Annotated in this window: 22 protein-coding genes; 21 read left to right on the forward strand and 1 reads right to left on the reverse strand. The window is 58.2% G+C overall.

The features are described 5' to 3' along the window. Window positions 1–349: 349 nt before the first annotated feature. Window positions 350–625 carry a DUF3077 domain-containing protein gene (locus tag BFP92_RS06950; protein WP_065928914.1) on the reverse strand — a complete coding sequence of 92 codons (276 nt, stop codon included), beginning with the start codon at window positions 623–625 and terminating at the stop codon, window positions 350–352. Between the two features lie 570 nt (window positions 626–1195). Here BFP92_RS06950 and BFP92_RS06955 point away from each other — a divergent pair. From BFP92_RS06955 to BFP92_RS31680, 21 genes are all read left to right on the forward strand, one after another. Beyond that, on the forward strand, window positions 1196–1930 hold the full coding sequence (locus tag BFP92_RS06955) for a LexA family transcriptional regulator (RefSeq protein ID WP_083221709.1): 735 nt from the start codon (window positions 1196–1198) through the stop codon (window positions 1928–1930). A gap of 149 nt (window positions 1931–2079) precedes the next feature. Further along, on the forward strand, window positions 2080–2238 hold the full coding sequence (locus BFP92_RS31670; RefSeq protein ID WP_163005418.1) for a hypothetical protein: 159 nt from the start codon (window positions 2080–2082) through the stop codon (window positions 2236–2238). Window positions 2239–2523: 285 nt separating this feature from the next. Next, window positions 2524–2862 (forward strand): phage holin family protein, encoded by a 339-nt coding sequence (locus BFP92_RS06960; protein ID WP_053254660.1) that lies wholly within the window; start codon window positions 2524–2526, stop codon window positions 2860–2862. A 23-nt stretch (window positions 2863–2885) separates the two neighbouring features. Next, complete coding sequence (locus BFP92_RS06965) at window positions 2886–3401, forward strand: hypothetical protein (RefSeq protein WP_065928916.1); 516 nt, start codon at window positions 2886–2888, stop codon at window positions 3399–3401. Between the two features lie 3 nt (window positions 3402–3404). Then, window positions 3405–4016 (forward strand): phage baseplate assembly protein V, encoded by a 612-nt coding sequence (locus BFP92_RS06970; protein WP_065928917.1) that lies wholly within the window; start codon window positions 3405–3407, stop codon window positions 4014–4016. 9 nt (window positions 4017–4025) lie between these two features. Further along, entirely contained in the window at window positions 4026–4358 is a 333-nt protein-coding gene (locus BFP92_RS06975) for a hypothetical protein (protein ID WP_053254663.1), read from the forward strand. After that, window positions 4355–5350 (forward strand): baseplate J/gp47 family protein, encoded by a 996-nt coding sequence (locus BFP92_RS06980; RefSeq protein WP_065928918.1) that lies wholly within the window; start codon window positions 4355–4357, stop codon window positions 5348–5350. Before BFP92_RS06975 ends, BFP92_RS06980 begins: the two co-directional genes overlap by 4 nt. Then, window positions 5347–5976, forward strand: coding sequence for a phage tail protein I (locus tag BFP92_RS06985; protein WP_058421627.1), 630 nt, complete (start codon window positions 5347–5349; stop codon window positions 5974–5976). Before BFP92_RS06980 ends, BFP92_RS06985 begins: the two co-directional genes overlap by 4 nt. Then, window positions 5977–7509, forward strand: coding sequence for a phage tail protein (locus tag BFP92_RS30210; protein WP_083221710.1), 1533 nt, complete (start codon window positions 5977–5979; stop codon window positions 7507–7509). A gap of 1 nt (window position 7510) precedes the next feature. Further along, the gene (locus tag BFP92_RS06995; protein WP_058421628.1) at window positions 7511–7954 is read left to right on the forward strand and encodes a phage tail assembly chaperone; all 444 of its coding nucleotides are present in this window, start codon (window positions 7511–7513) and stop codon (window positions 7952–7954) included. 98 nt (window positions 7955–8052) lie between these two features. Next, window positions 8053–8226 carry a hypothetical protein gene (locus tag BFP92_RS31675; protein ID WP_163005422.1) on the forward strand — a complete coding sequence of 58 codons (174 nt, stop codon included), beginning with the start codon at window positions 8053–8055 and terminating at the stop codon, window positions 8224–8226. Between the two features lie 2 nt (window positions 8227–8228). After that, the gene (locus BFP92_RS07000) at window positions 8229–9395 is read left to right on the forward strand and encodes a phage tail sheath protein (RefSeq protein WP_065928919.1); all 1167 of its coding nucleotides are present in this window, start codon (window positions 8229–8231) and stop codon (window positions 9393–9395) included. Next, window positions 9395–9901 (forward strand): phage major tail tube protein, encoded by a 507-nt coding sequence (locus tag BFP92_RS07005; protein WP_058421630.1) that lies wholly within the window; start codon window positions 9395–9397, stop codon window positions 9899–9901. Before BFP92_RS07000 ends, BFP92_RS07005 begins: the two co-directional genes overlap by 1 nt. A 168-nt stretch (window positions 9902–10069) precedes the next feature. After that, window positions 10070–10642 (forward strand): phage tail assembly protein, encoded by a 573-nt coding sequence (locus tag BFP92_RS07010; protein WP_065928920.1) that lies wholly within the window; start codon window positions 10070–10072, stop codon window positions 10640–10642. Between the two features lie 127 nt (window positions 10643–10769). Then, a complete protein-coding gene (locus tag BFP92_RS07015) occupies window positions 10770–12248 on the forward strand; it encodes a tail tape measure protein (protein ID WP_065928921.1) in 1479 nt (492 codons plus the stop codon). Then, on the forward strand, window positions 12248–12631 hold the full coding sequence (locus BFP92_RS07020; protein ID WP_065928922.1) for a phage tail protein: 384 nt from the start codon (window positions 12248–12250) through the stop codon (window positions 12629–12631). Before BFP92_RS07015 ends, BFP92_RS07020 begins: the two co-directional genes overlap by 1 nt. Next, window positions 12624–12836 (forward strand): tail protein X, encoded by a 213-nt coding sequence (locus BFP92_RS07025; protein WP_065928923.1) that lies wholly within the window; start codon window positions 12624–12626, stop codon window positions 12834–12836. Before BFP92_RS07020 ends, BFP92_RS07025 begins: the two co-directional genes overlap by 8 nt. 9 nt (window positions 12837–12845) lie before the next feature. Beyond that, window positions 12846–13856, forward strand: coding sequence for a contractile injection system protein, VgrG/Pvc8 family (locus tag BFP92_RS07030; RefSeq protein ID WP_065928924.1), 1011 nt, complete (start codon window positions 12846–12848; stop codon window positions 13854–13856). A 47-nt stretch (window positions 13857–13903) separates the two neighbouring features. Then, window positions 13904–14062, forward strand: a complete 159-nt coding sequence (locus BFP92_RS30215; protein WP_074854399.1) for a Com family DNA-binding transcriptional regulator — start codon at window positions 13904–13906, stop codon at window positions 14060–14062. A gap of 38 nt (window positions 14063–14100) precedes the next feature. Continuing rightward, complete coding sequence (locus BFP92_RS07035) at window positions 14101–15063, forward strand: DUF6242 domain-containing protein (RefSeq protein ID WP_065928925.1); 963 nt, start codon at window positions 14101–14103, stop codon at window positions 15061–15063. Between the two features lie 157 nt (window positions 15064–15220). Beyond that, window positions 15221–15397 carry a hypothetical protein gene (locus tag BFP92_RS31680; protein WP_170875825.1) on the forward strand — a complete coding sequence of 59 codons (177 nt, stop codon included), beginning with the start codon at window positions 15221–15223 and terminating at the stop codon, window positions 15395–15397. The last annotated feature ends 2 nt before the right edge of the window (window positions 15398–15399 follow it).

Consider the following 15399-nt stretch of genomic DNA (forward strand, 5'->3'; position numbering starts at 1 on the left):
TGATGGGGCAAAGGGCACGCTTGGTCCAGTGTCGATCAGTGGCGGAGCGCGTACTTTCCACCGACGCAGGCCGAATGTGGGAGCTGTCGAGCCTTAGCGAGGCTGCGAAGGGATCGCCGCGCTGTACCTGCAGGCCGCAGCCCGCGCATCGCTGAAGTTCTAAAGCTCAACATCGTGCCCAATCGTAGTCGCTTAACTGATCGGCATTGGGCGCTTGGCCCAGCATTTGTTGCGATGGGCGCAAGGTTAACACGTGAAGTCGGCCCTTCGCAGGTCGCAAACGGCCAGGTAAAACACAAAAAGGGCAGCGCCTTTATATAAGCGCCGCCCATTTTTACTGTCGCCCGATTTACTGAAGGTTGCCGGGCGAATCCAACACCTTCACCACATCATCAACCACCGCCTTGACCATCTCCTGCAAGTAATGAGACGCCCAGGCGTAACGGTCCGTTTCCTTGGTCATCGCTGCGTCTTCGGCGAGTTGCTTGGCGACGTGGAGGAGGTCGGAGGCGTGGTGCAAGGCTTCGTGCAGGGAGACGCCGCTGTTGACGCGAAATAGCGGTTGGTCGGAGTGGAAGGAGAAGGGTGTGACGCCTAGGGTGGTTAGATCTTGCGCAGTGCTCATAAAACACCTCCGAGGACGGAGGAAATGAGCCGAGAAAGGTGACACCTTTTGATGCAATAAACGTAGAAGCACATAAGTGAAAGTTCCTTGATTTGAGGAACTGCCACGAACCTTCTCACAGGTTTGGGTGGCAGCTGTGCGCAGGGTGAGAAACCGGCAATCAAGGCAACCGGTAGACCCGAAGGTCTCCCACGCACAGCCACCATAAAACGATACCGCAGACGAAAAAAAACGCCGCGATAGGGTTCTTGGGCGCTTTGCGCCTTGATTTGCTCGGGTTCTCACACCCGGTCGCTGAATTTGCAGCGACCGGGGGAGGTTAGCGTGATGGTGGGGTGGGTGCAACTGTGGGTGTAGGTTGTCCATTCATCGTTGTCGAAACACGAGAGGGAAATTTTTGTCATTGAAAATAAGTGCGCCGTCCTTTTTTGCTTGCGGTACGGTCGTGAAACCTACATAGGATTTGCTGGCTGCCGAATGTAGCCGGACGGAGGTTGAATTTTGTGCTACTGCATAAATTATGCAATTTAGCATTTGCCAACCCCAAAAACTCCCGGCACTATCGCCGTTATGCAAAAACGCAACGTTTCAACCGTCTTAAGAGAGCTGCTGGACCGCGACCGGATCTCCCCCACGGAGCTTCACCGGCGTACCGGCGTGCCTCAATCCACACTCTCGCGGATCCTCAGCGGCAAGATCGTTGATCCGTCGGACAAGCACATCTCGCGCATCGCCGAGTACTTCCGCGTCAGCACCGACCACCTGCGCGGGCGCGCGGCGTTGGGCGCTGGGCGCGAGGACGGGCGCGACCCGATGCATTCGGAACTCAAGGACATAAGCCTGTGGGACGACGACACGCCCGTTAATGATGACGAGGTGTCGATCCCCTTTCTGCGCGAGGTTGAATTGGCTGCTGGATCAGGAAGATTCGTCATCGAGGAAAGCGAGAAGGCCAGCCTGCGGTTCGGCAAGCGCAGCCTTCGCCACAACGGTGTGCAGTTCGACCAGGCCAAATGCGTGACGGTGCGCGGCAACAGTATGTTGCCGGTGCTGCGCGATGGTGCGACGGTCGGGGTGAATGCGGGCAAGAGCGGCATTGGCGACATCGTCGATGGCGATTTGTATGCCATCAATCACAATGGCCAATTGCGGGTGAAACAGCTCTATCGCCTGCCTTCCGGGATTCGCCTGCGCAGTTTTAATCGCGATGAGCACCCGGACGAGGACTACAGCTTCCAGGAGATTCAGGATGAGCAAATCAGCATCCTCGGCCATGTGTTCTGGTGGGGCATGTACGCCCGTTAACCTCCTTACGTAAGACAAAGCCCGCCCATGTGCGGGTTTTTTTTCGGCCTTAAAAAACCGGTAAACCCCTGGCCTATCAGGCTCTCAATGCACTGATGCATTAGCTTAGTGAAAATAAATGCGTTTGTGCATTGACTGTATATGCATACATGCATATTCTCCATCTCAAGCCAGCCAACACGGTGGTGGAGGCGGCAAGGATGCCGCCAAGGAAAGTGACAAGGACGGCACGCAACATCGGCAAGGACGCCATCGAAGCGATGGCAGGGATGCCAGGCAACACCGGCAAGGATGCCGACGCTCTTTAGTTACACCGCTTTAAAAAAACAGGCAGCGATGAACCGGCCTTAACGGTTCAGAGGGTTGGCAACTGACCCGGGTGTGCAGCGTAAAGCACCAGAAGCAGTTATCCGGCAGACAGGGATCGTGGTCGGAAAAACATTGAGGAAAGAACCGTACCGCGCCAGTAGCGCCGAACGTTCGAGGACATCATTACTGAAAAGCCCGGGCAACCGGGCTTTTTGGAATGCCGACCTATCGAAGCATGTGTAAATGAAAAATGGACTATTGAGTGCTCAGCCAGGAGGCGCGACATGACAAATGAACAACAAGCGTTAGCGGAAATGCCTATCTGGCTGGTCATCGTATTGGCAGTGATCGGCGGGGTCTCCGGCGAAATGTGGCGCGCCGACAAGGAAGGCGCACGTGGCTGGTCGCTGATTCGCCGCCTGGCTTTACGCTCCGGGGCCTGCATGGTCTGCGGCGTTTCAGCCTTGATGCTGTGCTACGCCGCCGGCATGTCGATCTGGACCGCCGGCGCCATTGGTTGCCTCACCGCAATGGCCGGTGCCGACGTCGCCATCGGCCTTTATGAACGCTGGGCGGCCAAGCGCATCGGGGTCAACCAAGGCTCCGGCCAAGACCCGCAGTAACCGTTGCAAGGACGCTACTTACTATGATCCTTATCGAAAAACCCTCCCAACTGCCCCTCGCCATCGGCGCGGCGCTGCACGCGGCCTTCCCCGACGTGAAGGTCGGCAATCACCAGGATTTTCAGGGCGCCTTGGATAAAACCGGCGTGTTGATCACGGTCGAAGGCAATGGCCCGGGCATTCGTTCTCGCGAAGGGCGCAAGGCGCACGCCCTGACCGTTTCTCTCAGGGCCATGGTGGCGCCGGGTGCACTGCCGTTTGATGCCTGCGACCTGGCCAGCCAGCTAATGGACCAAGTGCTGGATAACCGTTGGGGCCTGCCCTTGGCCCAGTGTGATTTGCCGATAAATATCGTCGCCGCTCCGGTTGCTTCAACAACCGCTGAAACGGACTACGACACCTGGACTGTTTCCTTCACCCAAACCCTCTACATCGGGCCGGTATTACTCACAGATCCTACCGGCCAGCCGCTGTTTGCCCGCACCTGGGAAGTGTCGAACATCGACGATCCCGACCAATACAAACCACTGGCGGAGTAGCCCATGTTCGACGCGCTGTTACGCATGCAACTGGGGCCGATTGTCGAACGCCTGGCGGAGATGGAAACCCAACTTGAAGACCTGTATCGACGCGCCGAAAGTTTTTGTCGGATTGGCACGTGTCAGTCGGTCGATGCCGCCAGCAATACCTGCAAGGTCAGCCACGGTGATTTAGTCACGCCGGCCATCCGTTTTTTCAACCCCAGCGCGGGTTCGCAAACCGAAACGCGCATCCCGTCCGTGGGCGAACAATGCCTGTTGCTCAACTACGGCGGCGGCGAAGGCGGTGGGCAGTCTGTGGCCTTGTTCGGCCTCAACAGTAGTCAATTTCCGCCCGTCTCCAGCGTTGCCACATTGACCCGAAGGCGCCATCAGGACGGCACCCAAAGCGACTATGACGACGCCAGCCACATGTTCAATTGGGTCAACGGCCCCACCACGTTCAGCGGTTCGCGCGAACAGGTAGACGTCAAGGTCGGTGCCGCCAGCTTGGTCATGAGCGCCCAAAACATCACCCTGCAAATCGGCGGCACCCGCCTGGTACTGGACGCTGGCGGCGCGCACTTCAGCGGCCCGCTGGTGGACCACCAAGGGCGCGTCATCAGCCCACGATAAGGACATCCCATGCTCGGCATCGATCGAAACACCGGGGCAGCCGTCGATGACTGGCTGCAATTCGTGCAGCGCGCCACCCGAGCGCTGACCACCCCCGTGGGCACTCGGCAGAAACGCCCGCTGTACGGCTCGCTGATCCCGCAACTGCTTGGCCAGAACCTCGGCGACGACCTGCTGATCCTCGCCCAAAGCCACGCCGCGCAGGCGTTCTACAACAGCCACAACGGCATCGGCGATTTTCAACCCCAGGTCATCGTCGCCACCCGCCAGGGCGCCGGCCTGCTGTTGCGCTTCGCCGGCACCTGGAAAAACCGCCAACAAACCTTCGAGGTCGTGACATGAGCATGCTGATCCCCGGCCAGAACCAACTGGCGGAACCGGCCATCATTGCGGTGGATGAGTTCGAGCCGCTGCTGGCCGAATTCAAGGCGTTTGTGGTCGATTACGTCGCCACCCGAGCACCGCAAAGCGCGGCCAAACTCAAGGTCAGCCTCGACAACGAAAGCGAGTTGCTGACCCTGGCCCTGGAAGCCTTCTGTGTAAGGCTGCAAACCCACGAACGCAAATACAATGCCCGTATCAAGCAGATGCTGGCGTGGTGGGCCACCGGCAGCAACCTGGATGCACGCCTGGCGGACATGGGCCTGGAACGCCAAGTACTCGACCCCGGCGACCCGGCGGCGTTTCCGCCGGTACCGCCGACGTTGGAGAGTGACGACGACGCTCGCTTGCGTTATTACCTGGCACCCCATGCCCCGGCAGCGGGCTCGCGCATGCAGTATCGGCGAGAGGTTTTTACCCTGGGTGAACGGCCGTCGGCGAAGGTGCAAAGCGCGACGCCCGGTGTGGTGACGGTCAGCTACACCTTTGATCCCGGCGGTTATGCCGCGCAGGTCAAGGACGGCAACGCGCGTCGAACAGCGCCCGGCGAAGTGATGGTCACGGTGCTTTCTCGCGAAGGCGACGGCACGCCCTCTGCGGATTTGCTTGACGGGGTTCGCCGCCATTTCGCACGGCCGGATGTGCGACCGGAGACGGATCTGGTCAGCGTGCAAGGTGCGCAAATCCTGCGTTACAAAATCCGTGTGGTCGCGAAGATCAATGCCGGTCCGGACTCGGGGCTCACTCAGGTAGCGGCGCAGAAACTGCTGCAAGATTACGCAGAGTCCTGTCATCGCCTCGAAGGGCGGGTAGACCCCAGTTGGATCGACTACGCGATTCACAGCGCCGGTGCCGCGCAGTTACAGATCGTTGAGCCGCTCGAACCCATTATCAGCAACGCCTTCCAGGCCCCGTATTGCACAGGTGTTGAGGTGGAGGTGCGCACGCTATGAGTGAGCGAAAACCGAGCCTATTGCCCGCTAACAGTTCGCAATTGGAAAAGGCGTTGGACCAAGGCTTTGGACGGTTACTTGAGCGAGTAACGCCGCCATTTCCCGAACTGATGAACCCGACGCAAACACCACTGGATTTTTTACCCTATCTCGCGGCTGATCGAGGCGTAAGCGAATGGAGTTCCATCGCAGCCGAGGCGGAAAAGCGTGCAACGGTAAAGCTCGCTTGGCCAACCGCTCGACAAGCGGGCACCCGTAAAGCACTCGAGAACGCGGCCAAAGGCTTACAGCTAATCCCCGAGGTGCGGGCCTGGTACGAACAAACACCGCGAGGCAAACCCTACAGCTTTTCTCTCCGGGCGTACTCCGAGTTGCCCTATAGCGAAGAGATCGACGCACGGCTGGATCGACGTTTGGCGGACGCCAAAAGCGAGCGCGACATTTTCACCGTCACGGTCGGCTTAAGCGCATTTGGCAGCCATTCCATCGGCGCGGCGACTGTCTGCGGTGAACTGACCACTATCTATCCGATTGTTATCGAGGGGCTTGAAGCGTCCGGCATGGCTTTTTTGGCAGCCGGGTTCTACAGCGTCGAAACCGTCACTATCTATCCACAGGGGTCCTAAATGGCCGACTTTTATACCCTGCTGACCAACGCAGGGATTGCTTATGAAACTGCCTGCAAGGCTGCTGGTGTACCTATCAAACTCGCGCAAATCTCGGTCGGTGATGGCAATGGCGCTGTCTACAACCCCGATGCCAGCGCAAAAGCGCTGAAACGTGAAGTGTGGCGCGGGCCATTGAATGCGTTGTTTCAGGATGAAAAAAATCCGAGCTGGTTGCTGGCTGAAGTGACTATTCCACCCGAGGTGGGTGGCTGGTATGTACGTGAGGCCGGGCTTTGGACGGATACCGGGGTTTTGTACGCCATCGTTAAATACCCGGAGTCGTTCAAGCCGGTGTTGGCAACGTCCGGCTCGGGGAAAGAGTTTTATATTCGGTCGATTTTTGAGACCAGTAATGCGTCGTTGGTGACGTTGTTGATTGATGACACCGTGGTCAAGGCAACTCGAGCTTGGGTGACGGGTTATGTGGCTGATGAGTTGGCCAAGCTTGATGCCAAGCAGTCGGTTCGCGTGGCGACCACGGCAAACATCTCCTTGAGTGCAGCGCAAACAATTGATGGTGTGGCTGTTGTTGCGGGGGACCGGGTTCTTGTCAAAAACCAGTTGGTTGCGAAAGATAACGGGCTTTATGTTGTGACGAACACTGCGTGGGTTCGGGCTAAAGATGCGGATTCCAGCACCAAAATGACACCTGCGATGACGGTGACGGTTGAGCAGGGTGCAACGCTCGCTGATACGATTTGGCAGCTGATTACCGACGGTTCGATTGTTGCCGGTAGCACTTCGCTGGTCTTTCAGAACATAACGTTTGGTTTTGCACCACTCAGGTCGCCGGTATTTATTGGCCCTTCGGCGAATACTCCTGCACGATTTGACAACAGTAAGGCGTTGGCAACGACCGAGTTTGTCAAACAGGCCGGAGGCAGTTTCATCGGTATTCGTAATATTACTGCCGCGACGCAATTTACCGTTGAGGACGTGGGTTTCGCCTGTGGTTTGGGGGGGAACTCTGGCTATACGGTGACCTTGCCGGATATCGCCGATGTGCCAGATGGTTCGGTTATTGCGATGCACTGTCGAAGTAACGGCACCGTTGTTGTGGCCAGTAAGTCAGGCCAGCAGATTAGTCCACAAGGTGCTTATCTTAGCTCGATAACAATGGCTGCTGGCGAGAGCGCTTCCTTCGTTAAAGAGTGGGGTGTGTGGTGTGTCTATGGTACCGCAGCGCTGAAATACTCAGCCCAATTCTCTGCCAGTACGGGGGAAAATGGCTTTGAGAGGAAACCATCTGGCCTTATTGAACAATGGGGCTATGGAGTAAGCGATGCCTCTGGAAATCTCTATGTCACTTTCCCTGTCTCCTTTCCCGGGGCGATGCGCAATATTGTGGCAACTCATGTGGGCGGGGCAGGTGCAATTGTTATTTGTGTTGGCGGTAGTGCAACAAAGCAGGGGGTAACCTTAAGAATTCAAGAAGGCGTCTCGGGTTCACCTGGTGTTTGGAGTATCTACTGGCGGGCTATTGGAGTTTAAAATGACAGAAAAAATCCTGTTTAGCCCGAGTACGCTCGGCGCCTACTTGCCGACTATCAACGGCGACGATATTCCTGACGACGCAGTTGAGCTGCCATTGATCCAGTGGCAATCGATACTTGCCGAACTAGCGGTCAGTCCTAAAAGAATAGGTGCTGACGCTGATGGTTTTCCTATTTTGATTGACCCGCCGCCACTGAGTGATGAGTTGCTTGAATCAGTAGAGCGGACGTGGCGGGATGTGCGGCTATCCTGGACTGACTCGATCGTGTCAAGGCATCGGGACGAGTTAGAACTTGGCGAAATGGCTACACTCAACGACGTGCAATACGCTGAACTGCAACTTTACCGACGCAAGCTACGTGACTGGCCGCAAGGAGCCGAGTTTCCTTTAGCTGATCACCGTCCAACTAGCCCTGCTTGGCTGACCACCTCACTTAAGTAAACGCCTCGCACAGACGGGGCGTTTTCTTTTCTCGCGCTCACTTATTGATAACCCACTAAAACCGCCCTGCGGTTTTTTTTATGCCCGGAGATCCACCTATGGCCAACCGCCAAACCTACACCGTCCTCATCCCATTCCCCACCGGAGGTGGCCATTGGTCCACCGCCGGCGAGGAGCTGGAACTGCTTGACGTCGAAGCATCCGCCCTGCGCACCGCCGGCCGTCTGGAATTGACCAGCGTCCTCAACTCCACCCCCAAGAAGGCTGACTGATCATGGCTGAGGTTTTGAACTTCGAGCACAACGGCATCACTGTGAATGCCACCGAATCCCCCGAGGCCATGGGTGGCCTGGGTGACAACGTTATCGGCCTGGTCGGCACCGCGCCGAATGCCCACGCGTCGATTCCGAAAAACGCGCCGTTTCGCATCAACAGCTTCACTACTCAGGCGCTGCTGGACCCTACCGGCGCCGAATCGGGCACGCTGTTTCAGGCGGTGTACCAGATCCTCAAAGTGGTGAAGGTGCCGGTGTATGTGGTGATCGTGGAGGAGGGCGCAACCCCGGCCGACACCGTCAATAACGTGATCGGCGGCAATGAGCCAACCACCGGCCGCAAGCTGGGCCTGGCGGCTTTGAGCAGCGTCCCGGAAGACCTGACCATCATCGGCGCGCCAGGCTTCACCGGCACCAAGGCCGTGGCCGGTGAGTTCGCGGCTTTCGGCAAGCGCATCAAAGCCCGTGTGGTGCTGGACGGCAAGGACGTCTCGGTCGCTGACCAGGTGACCTACAGCGGCGAACTGGGCGGTGCCGACCTCGGCTTCGACCGTTGCCTGCTGGTGCACAACCTGCCGTCGGTGTATTCCAAGGCAGCCAAGAAAAACGTGTTCCTGGCGCCATCCTCGTTGGCCATCGCCGCGTTGGCCAAGGTCAAGCAATGGGAAAGCCCTGGTAACCAGGTGACCTTCGCCGAGGACGTTTCCCGCGTGGTCGAGTACAACATCCTCGACACCTCCACCGAAGGCGACCTGCTCAACCGTTACGGCGTGAGCTACTACGCGCGCACTATCCTCGGCGGTTTTTCGCTGCTGGGTAACCGCTCCATCACCGGCAAGTTCATCAGCTACGTCGGCCTGGAAGATGCCATCAGCCGCAAGCTGGTCAAGGCCGGCCAGAAGGCCATGGCCAAGAACCTCACCAAGTCGTTCATGGACCAGGAGGTCAAGCGCATCAACGACTGGCTGCAAACCCTGGTCGCCGATGAAACCATTCCCGGCGGCAGCGTGTACCTGCATCCGGAATTGAACAGTGTCGAGAAGTACAAGAACGGCACCTGGTTCATCGTTATCGACTACGGCCGCTACGCGCCGAACGAACACATGATTTATCAACTCAATGCCCGCGATGAAATCATCGAGCAGTTCCTGGAGGACGTTCTCTAATGTTTACCAACCGTGTAAGACAGGCCATTGCGGCCACCCTTCAAGGCCTGCCGTTGTCCGCGACGGTCGAGGAGTTCACCCCACCAAAGATCGAGTTCGACATGGAGCCCATGTCCGGCGGGCGCTTCATCGCCGAAGAAATGGCCAAGAGCGGCAAGGTGCTCGGCGCCACGTTGGTGCTGCAAGGTGCCGGCCCGGAAATCATGTTGGCCCTGGGCGTGCGCCTGGGTGACGACATCCTGCTCAACGTGCGTGAAGCCGGACAAGACCAGGACGGCAAAACCTACTTCACCTACCACACCGTCGGCGGCAAATTGAAATCCCTGGCCGAGGCGAAGCTGAAGATGGGCGACAAGGTCACCACCACCCTGGAGCTGTCCTGCCGCACCTACAACCGCCTGGAAAATGGCATTCCGGTGATCGACATCGACGTGCGCACCCAGAAGTTCGTACTCAACGGCGTCGATATTCTCGGCGATGCGCGCCGTGCGGTGCTGATGCCGTAAGCCTTCACTGCACCTGAAGTGGACACTGTCAGTGTGGGAGCGGGCTTGCTCGCGAATACGGAGTGTCAGTCAATATATGTGTGACTGATAGACCGCATTCGTGAGCAAGCCCGCTCCCACATGGACCGGTGTTGTCTTGCAGATACTTTCTCACCAAGGAATTGCCCCATGGCCTGGATGCCACCGCTGCACATTCTGCTGTCTCCGATCACCGCCGACACTGGCGCGACGATCCGGCAGATTCAACTCAAACCGCTGTTCTACGCCGCGCAAAAAGCCGCGCTGGCCCGGGCCGGTGATGACGAGGACGACCAGTTTTTTGAACTGGCGAAACTCGCCACCGGCCTGTCGGAAAAAGAACTCGATCAGCTCAAGCGCCCGGACTACGTGAGCATCGCTCAGTACGTACATGACATGTCGACACGCCCGGCGTCGTTCTTCCTGGATCAGCCTGACGAAGCATCCCACGACCAGCCTGTCCAGCTGTTGCTGGCCCTCGACGCGGCCGGTCGCAGCCTCACCGAACTGCCTCTGGAAATGCCGGCCCTGCGCGCCACCAAAGTGATGAAAAAACTCGCCACCCACAAAGAACGCGCCGAGTTCATCACCGCTCATTGCACCGGTTTGATGATCCCCGATCTCGCCGGCCTGACCGTGCCCGACTGGACGCAACTGCAGGAGCGCATCGACGATTTTTTAAATCAACCGGCGGACTTCTTTCGCAGCGCGACATCGAAGTAATCCTCGATGTGGTGCCGCTGATTTACTCGGTCAATGAGGCGGAGATCCTCGACTGGGACGCCGGCAAAGCATTGCGCCGCTACGACATTGCGATCACTCGCCTTGGCGTTAAACAGGAGTAAGCGGGATGCAACAGAGTCAATTTGGAACGCGGCTCGCCCAGGAAGACAAGCTGTGGCTGCTTGGCGATGCGGACCTCGGCAGTGTGCTGGCACCTTTTAGTGCAGACCTTGCCGCGCCTGTCAGCCTGGATTCGGTGCCCCAGCCTGCGCCGCAGCCTGAGCTGACCTCGGCGTTGGTTACCGTCAGTGTGGACATCAACACGCTGACACAAGAGCAGGTCCGTTTGCGCGAGGCGTTGGAGACGCTCACCAGCACACTGTTTATTACCGGAAGTTCGCTGGCAACCCAGTCCACCCATGCCAGCACCGCAACCGCCACGGGCGAGCCGGTGAAGCCTGAGCCCGTTCCCCGCTCCTGGACCGACCAAGGCCTTGAGCTAGGCGCGGATGCCGCCAAGTTCGTCGGTAAGGAAGTGCTCAGCGGTTTGTGGGACAAGGCCAAGGACAGGATTTCCGGCCGCGCGCTGGATGCGGTGGCCGACCGTTTCCCGACCGCCGCCAAGTGGCTTAAAGAAGACAAAGGCAAAGACAAGGATGCGGGCAAAGGCAAGGAGTGCTGCTGCACGGGAGCGCTGCCAGCGGATATTCGTGGCCCACTTGAAACAGCCGCCGCGCAGATGCCTGAAAGCGTTGGCGAGACCACCAGAAAGAAAGACAAAGCGCGGCCCAAGGGCACTGCAAGCAAGCCGCGCGGCGCGCGCAAGAAGACCCGACAATCCAGTTCACGCGAGGTTAAAACCAGCCTGGTCAGAACGTCGGCCGATATCAAATCGCAAGGTTCCGCCCCTGTTGCCAAGGTCTCGCTCCCGGTCAATGTCATGGGTCAACCACTGCTTGCGTTCGACAGCAAGCGAGCGGCGCAAGCCTCTACCCGGTCTCCGGTGAGTTCGTTTACTGCCTATGCGGCGCCTGCGGCAAACCGGACCGTGGCGCGTGGCACGTCCAAAGGCCTGACGGCCGGGTTATCGGGAGCGTTGGCAAAGCTGGAGTCGTCCGCCGCCCGCCGCCTCGGCCCACTGAGGTACGTCGACACCGCTATGGACGTGGTGCAGGGCGTACGTAACGGTGACGCCAAAGCTGTCGGTGCAGGCCTCACCGCGGCCGGTGGCGCCTGGGCCGGCGCCTCCGCCGGTGCCGCCATCGGCACGCTGATTTTCCCCGGTGTCGGCACCGCCGTCGGTGGCGCAATTGGCGGCCTGCTCGGCAGTGAGGCGGGCACCTGGCTTGGCGAGAAATTGTTCAGCGCAAATGATCGCCTGCCCGCGCCTGGTGCGGTGAGCAAAGAGCTCAATGCCGCGCGCACGGACAACGTGCAAGTCACCCTTGCCCCGAGCATCCAGATCACCGGCGTCAACCCCGCCGATGCCCAGCAAGTCGTCAATCAGGTGATCCAGGCCCTGCAATTTCAGTGCATGCCAATGGTCACCGACACCCTTGGCATTCGGCGCAACGCGGCACTGGCTGACCCTTCAGGAGGTGATTGATGCGACAACAAATGGTCCTCGGCGACTTTATTTTTGGTTTGTCCCGAGGCTTTGCCTATTCCGGGCTGGTGCGTACCACTGACGGCGGCTGGAGTGACCTGGCGATCATTGCCAGCAAGCCCCAGTCACGGCAAAGCGGCCAGAAGCTGGAGAAGCTCACGTTCACCGGCACAGCGATGTACGCCATCGGCATGCAGCGCCTGGATGAACTGCGTGCGCTGCAAAATGCGCGTGTACCCTTGCCGCTGGTCGATGGCATCGGCCGCAACTGGGGCCTGTGGCGGATCAATTCGGTAATGGAAACCCAGAGTAACGTGATCGATGATGGCACTGCCATGGTCATGGCCTGGACTATGGAACTGGAGGAATTCGTCAATGCGTAGAGTGCGAAGTATTGCCGGTGATTCGGTCAACCTGTTGCTCTACCGCGAATTGGGCCGTTGCGATGACGCGGCGGAAGAAACCCTTTGGCGTCTGAACCCCTTACTGGCCGAATACGGTCCGGTGCTGCCGGCTGGCGTGTGGGTCATCGTGCCGGAAATGCAAGCGCGGCCGGCTGCTGTGCGGCCTGTTCTGGCGTGGGATTAAGGAGGCGACATGGCACAGGGATTTACGCCGATCGTGGAGTTTTATGGCGCTAATGCCGCGCTGCTTAATCAACGCCTGATGCATTGGAGCCATACCGACGCCGCAGGTATCGAGTCTGACCGGCTGGAGTTGACCCTCAATATCGAGGGGCTGGAAGGTTTGCCCAGCCTGAGCGGCAAGATCGGTTTGCGTGTGGGTTTTCAGGAGTCGGCGCTGGTGGAAAAAGGCGAGTTTGTGATCACTCAGCGCACGCCCGTGCTGTTTCCCATGCGCTTGATGATCTTGGCGACTGCCGCGCCTTTCAGCATGCTCGATGCCAGCGGTTATCGCCAGCGACGGTCGGCCAGTTACGGGCCAACCACGCTGGGCGCACTGTTTCGCCAACTGGTCAGTCGCCACGGTTTTTCACCGCGTGTGGCCCCGGCGCTGGAAGGCATTGCGATTGCCCATATCGACCAGTCCAATGAAAGCGACATGGCATTCATCACCCGCCTTGCCAAACGCTACAGCGCGGTTACCAAACCGATCAACGAGTTGTATGTGCTGGCCGAAGCGGGGCAGGTCAAATCACTTTCCGGGCAATTATTACCGCAGGTGAAGCTGTCCGTGACCCAGGACAATCGCCCCGGTGACCAGGCCTTCATCACTGCCAAGCTCGACGAAACGTCTCGCTCCAAATACATGGGCAGCCGCGTGACCTGGTGGGATGCCGCAGGTGGCAAACAGCAGGTAGTCGAGGTGGGGGTGGCCCCGTTCAAAACCTTGCGTCAGCGCTGCCAGAACCAAGCCGAGGCGCGTGCCGTGGCTGAAGGCGAACTGCGTCGCGTGGGACGCGAAGGCTTGAAACTGGTGATCGATTGCCCTGGCAACCCGCTGCTGGCCGCTGAGGGCTTGCTGGTGCTGGATGAAACCTGGCCTTCGTATATGCAGGGCCAGTGGTCGATGAAACAGGTGGTGCATGTTGGCGATCCGGTGACTGGGTATCGCAGTTCGATTACAGCGAATGGGTTGTCGGCGTGAACAGGTAAGTCATTCGAAGCAGCCGTTCACTGATGTTGGAGGAACTTATGTTGAGAGAGCTTCGATGCGGAAACTGCAAAAAACTCCTTGCTCGAATAGGTGAGGTTACAGAACTCCAGATCAAATGTTCCCGTTGCGGGACGTTGAACCATGTGAAGGCCACGCGCCTCGAGCCATCGCCCATGAGCGCCATACGCCCAATATAGAGGCCTGAACTTAAATCAGCTCAGTAACGGAGTTTAAAATGGAAAACGCAAACTCAGCGTCTCAAACCTTGCAAGATCTTTGGACCCAGGTGCAACCGGTGGATAACACCGGCATGCTTAGGCGCGTGGTTTTTGGGGACGGCAAGTTTTATGCGGCTGGTGGCAACGGTCTTCCAACAACCACTCAGCTTGTCAGCGGAAACGCAACTGGTACAGCGTGGACCAAGCTTAAGGACGTCGTCACCTCTGATAGCGCAAAGGTCCTCAATGACCTGTACTGGAACGGTCTTGGGACACAGCTTCAAGCCGTTTCTCAATCCGGCAATGTGGCCTACGGCAGCACAGCACGCCCTGAAAGGGCTTGGACAAACATTACGGCAACTGTTCGCGCGTCCGGAGACTTGCAAGGCATTGTGTATTATCAGCCAATTTCCGGCAGCGACGCGACCTGGATACTGGTTGGGTCTAACGGTAAAGTCTTTTCCCGTTATGGCGATTGGTCAGGCCAGGTGGAGCGCACTACGACCTTCACTTCTGACGAGACTGTGTACTGCGTCAACGTCATTGGCGTTTTCGTGTTGGTTGCGGGATCGAATGGGAAGCTGCTTAGCGCTGTGAAGATGGCGACGGGTAATCCGCAATCATTCTCGACCGTAACCAGCACCTTCGGCACTAGCACCATCCTTTCCATGAAGCTTTGCAACGGGAAAATGTTTATCGTTGGTGCGGATGGCAAGATGGCATATTCACCCGATGGGCTTAACTGGACTGCTGTTGCAGATACCAGTTTCGGTGGAACCATCATCCGCGACATTGCTTACGGTAATGGCAAGTATGTAGCTGTCGGCGACGGCGGCAAGACAGCCGTTTCCGAGGATGGGATCGGCTGGGTTCAGCAAGCCAACACTTTCGCAGGAACCGATATCCGGAGCGTCGCCTACGGCAACGGCAATTTTATCGCTGTTGGTGCAGGCGGCAAGATTGCTTACTGGACTCCATGATCTTCTAGCTCCTTGCGTAATAGAGCCCAGCCGTCGCGCTGGGCTTTTTATTGCCTGATTTTCCCCAAGCCCTCAGAGCCTCTGACTTGTCACGCTGATGAGGGACCTATTCAGGGCCTCGGCATTCGCTGGGGCTTTTCGTGTCTGGAGGATCAGCATGCTGCTCAGAAGTCTCGAAGAGGCGAAGCCATTTATGGTGGTCGACGGCATTGCATGCGCCTACTACGCGCAGATCGGTGCTACCGAAATCGAAAATGCAAAACAGGCCGACTCGATTACACCAGAGCAGCGCTGGTTCCTGAAAGGGCTCACCTTCGGACCTACCAATCGTTAATT

Origin of the sequence: Pseudomonas sp. 58 R 3 (genome assembly GCF_900006605.1) — a bacterium.
Classification (GTDB): Bacteria; Pseudomonadota; Gammaproteobacteria; order Pseudomonadales; family Pseudomonadaceae; genus Aquipseudomonas; species Aquipseudomonas salomonii.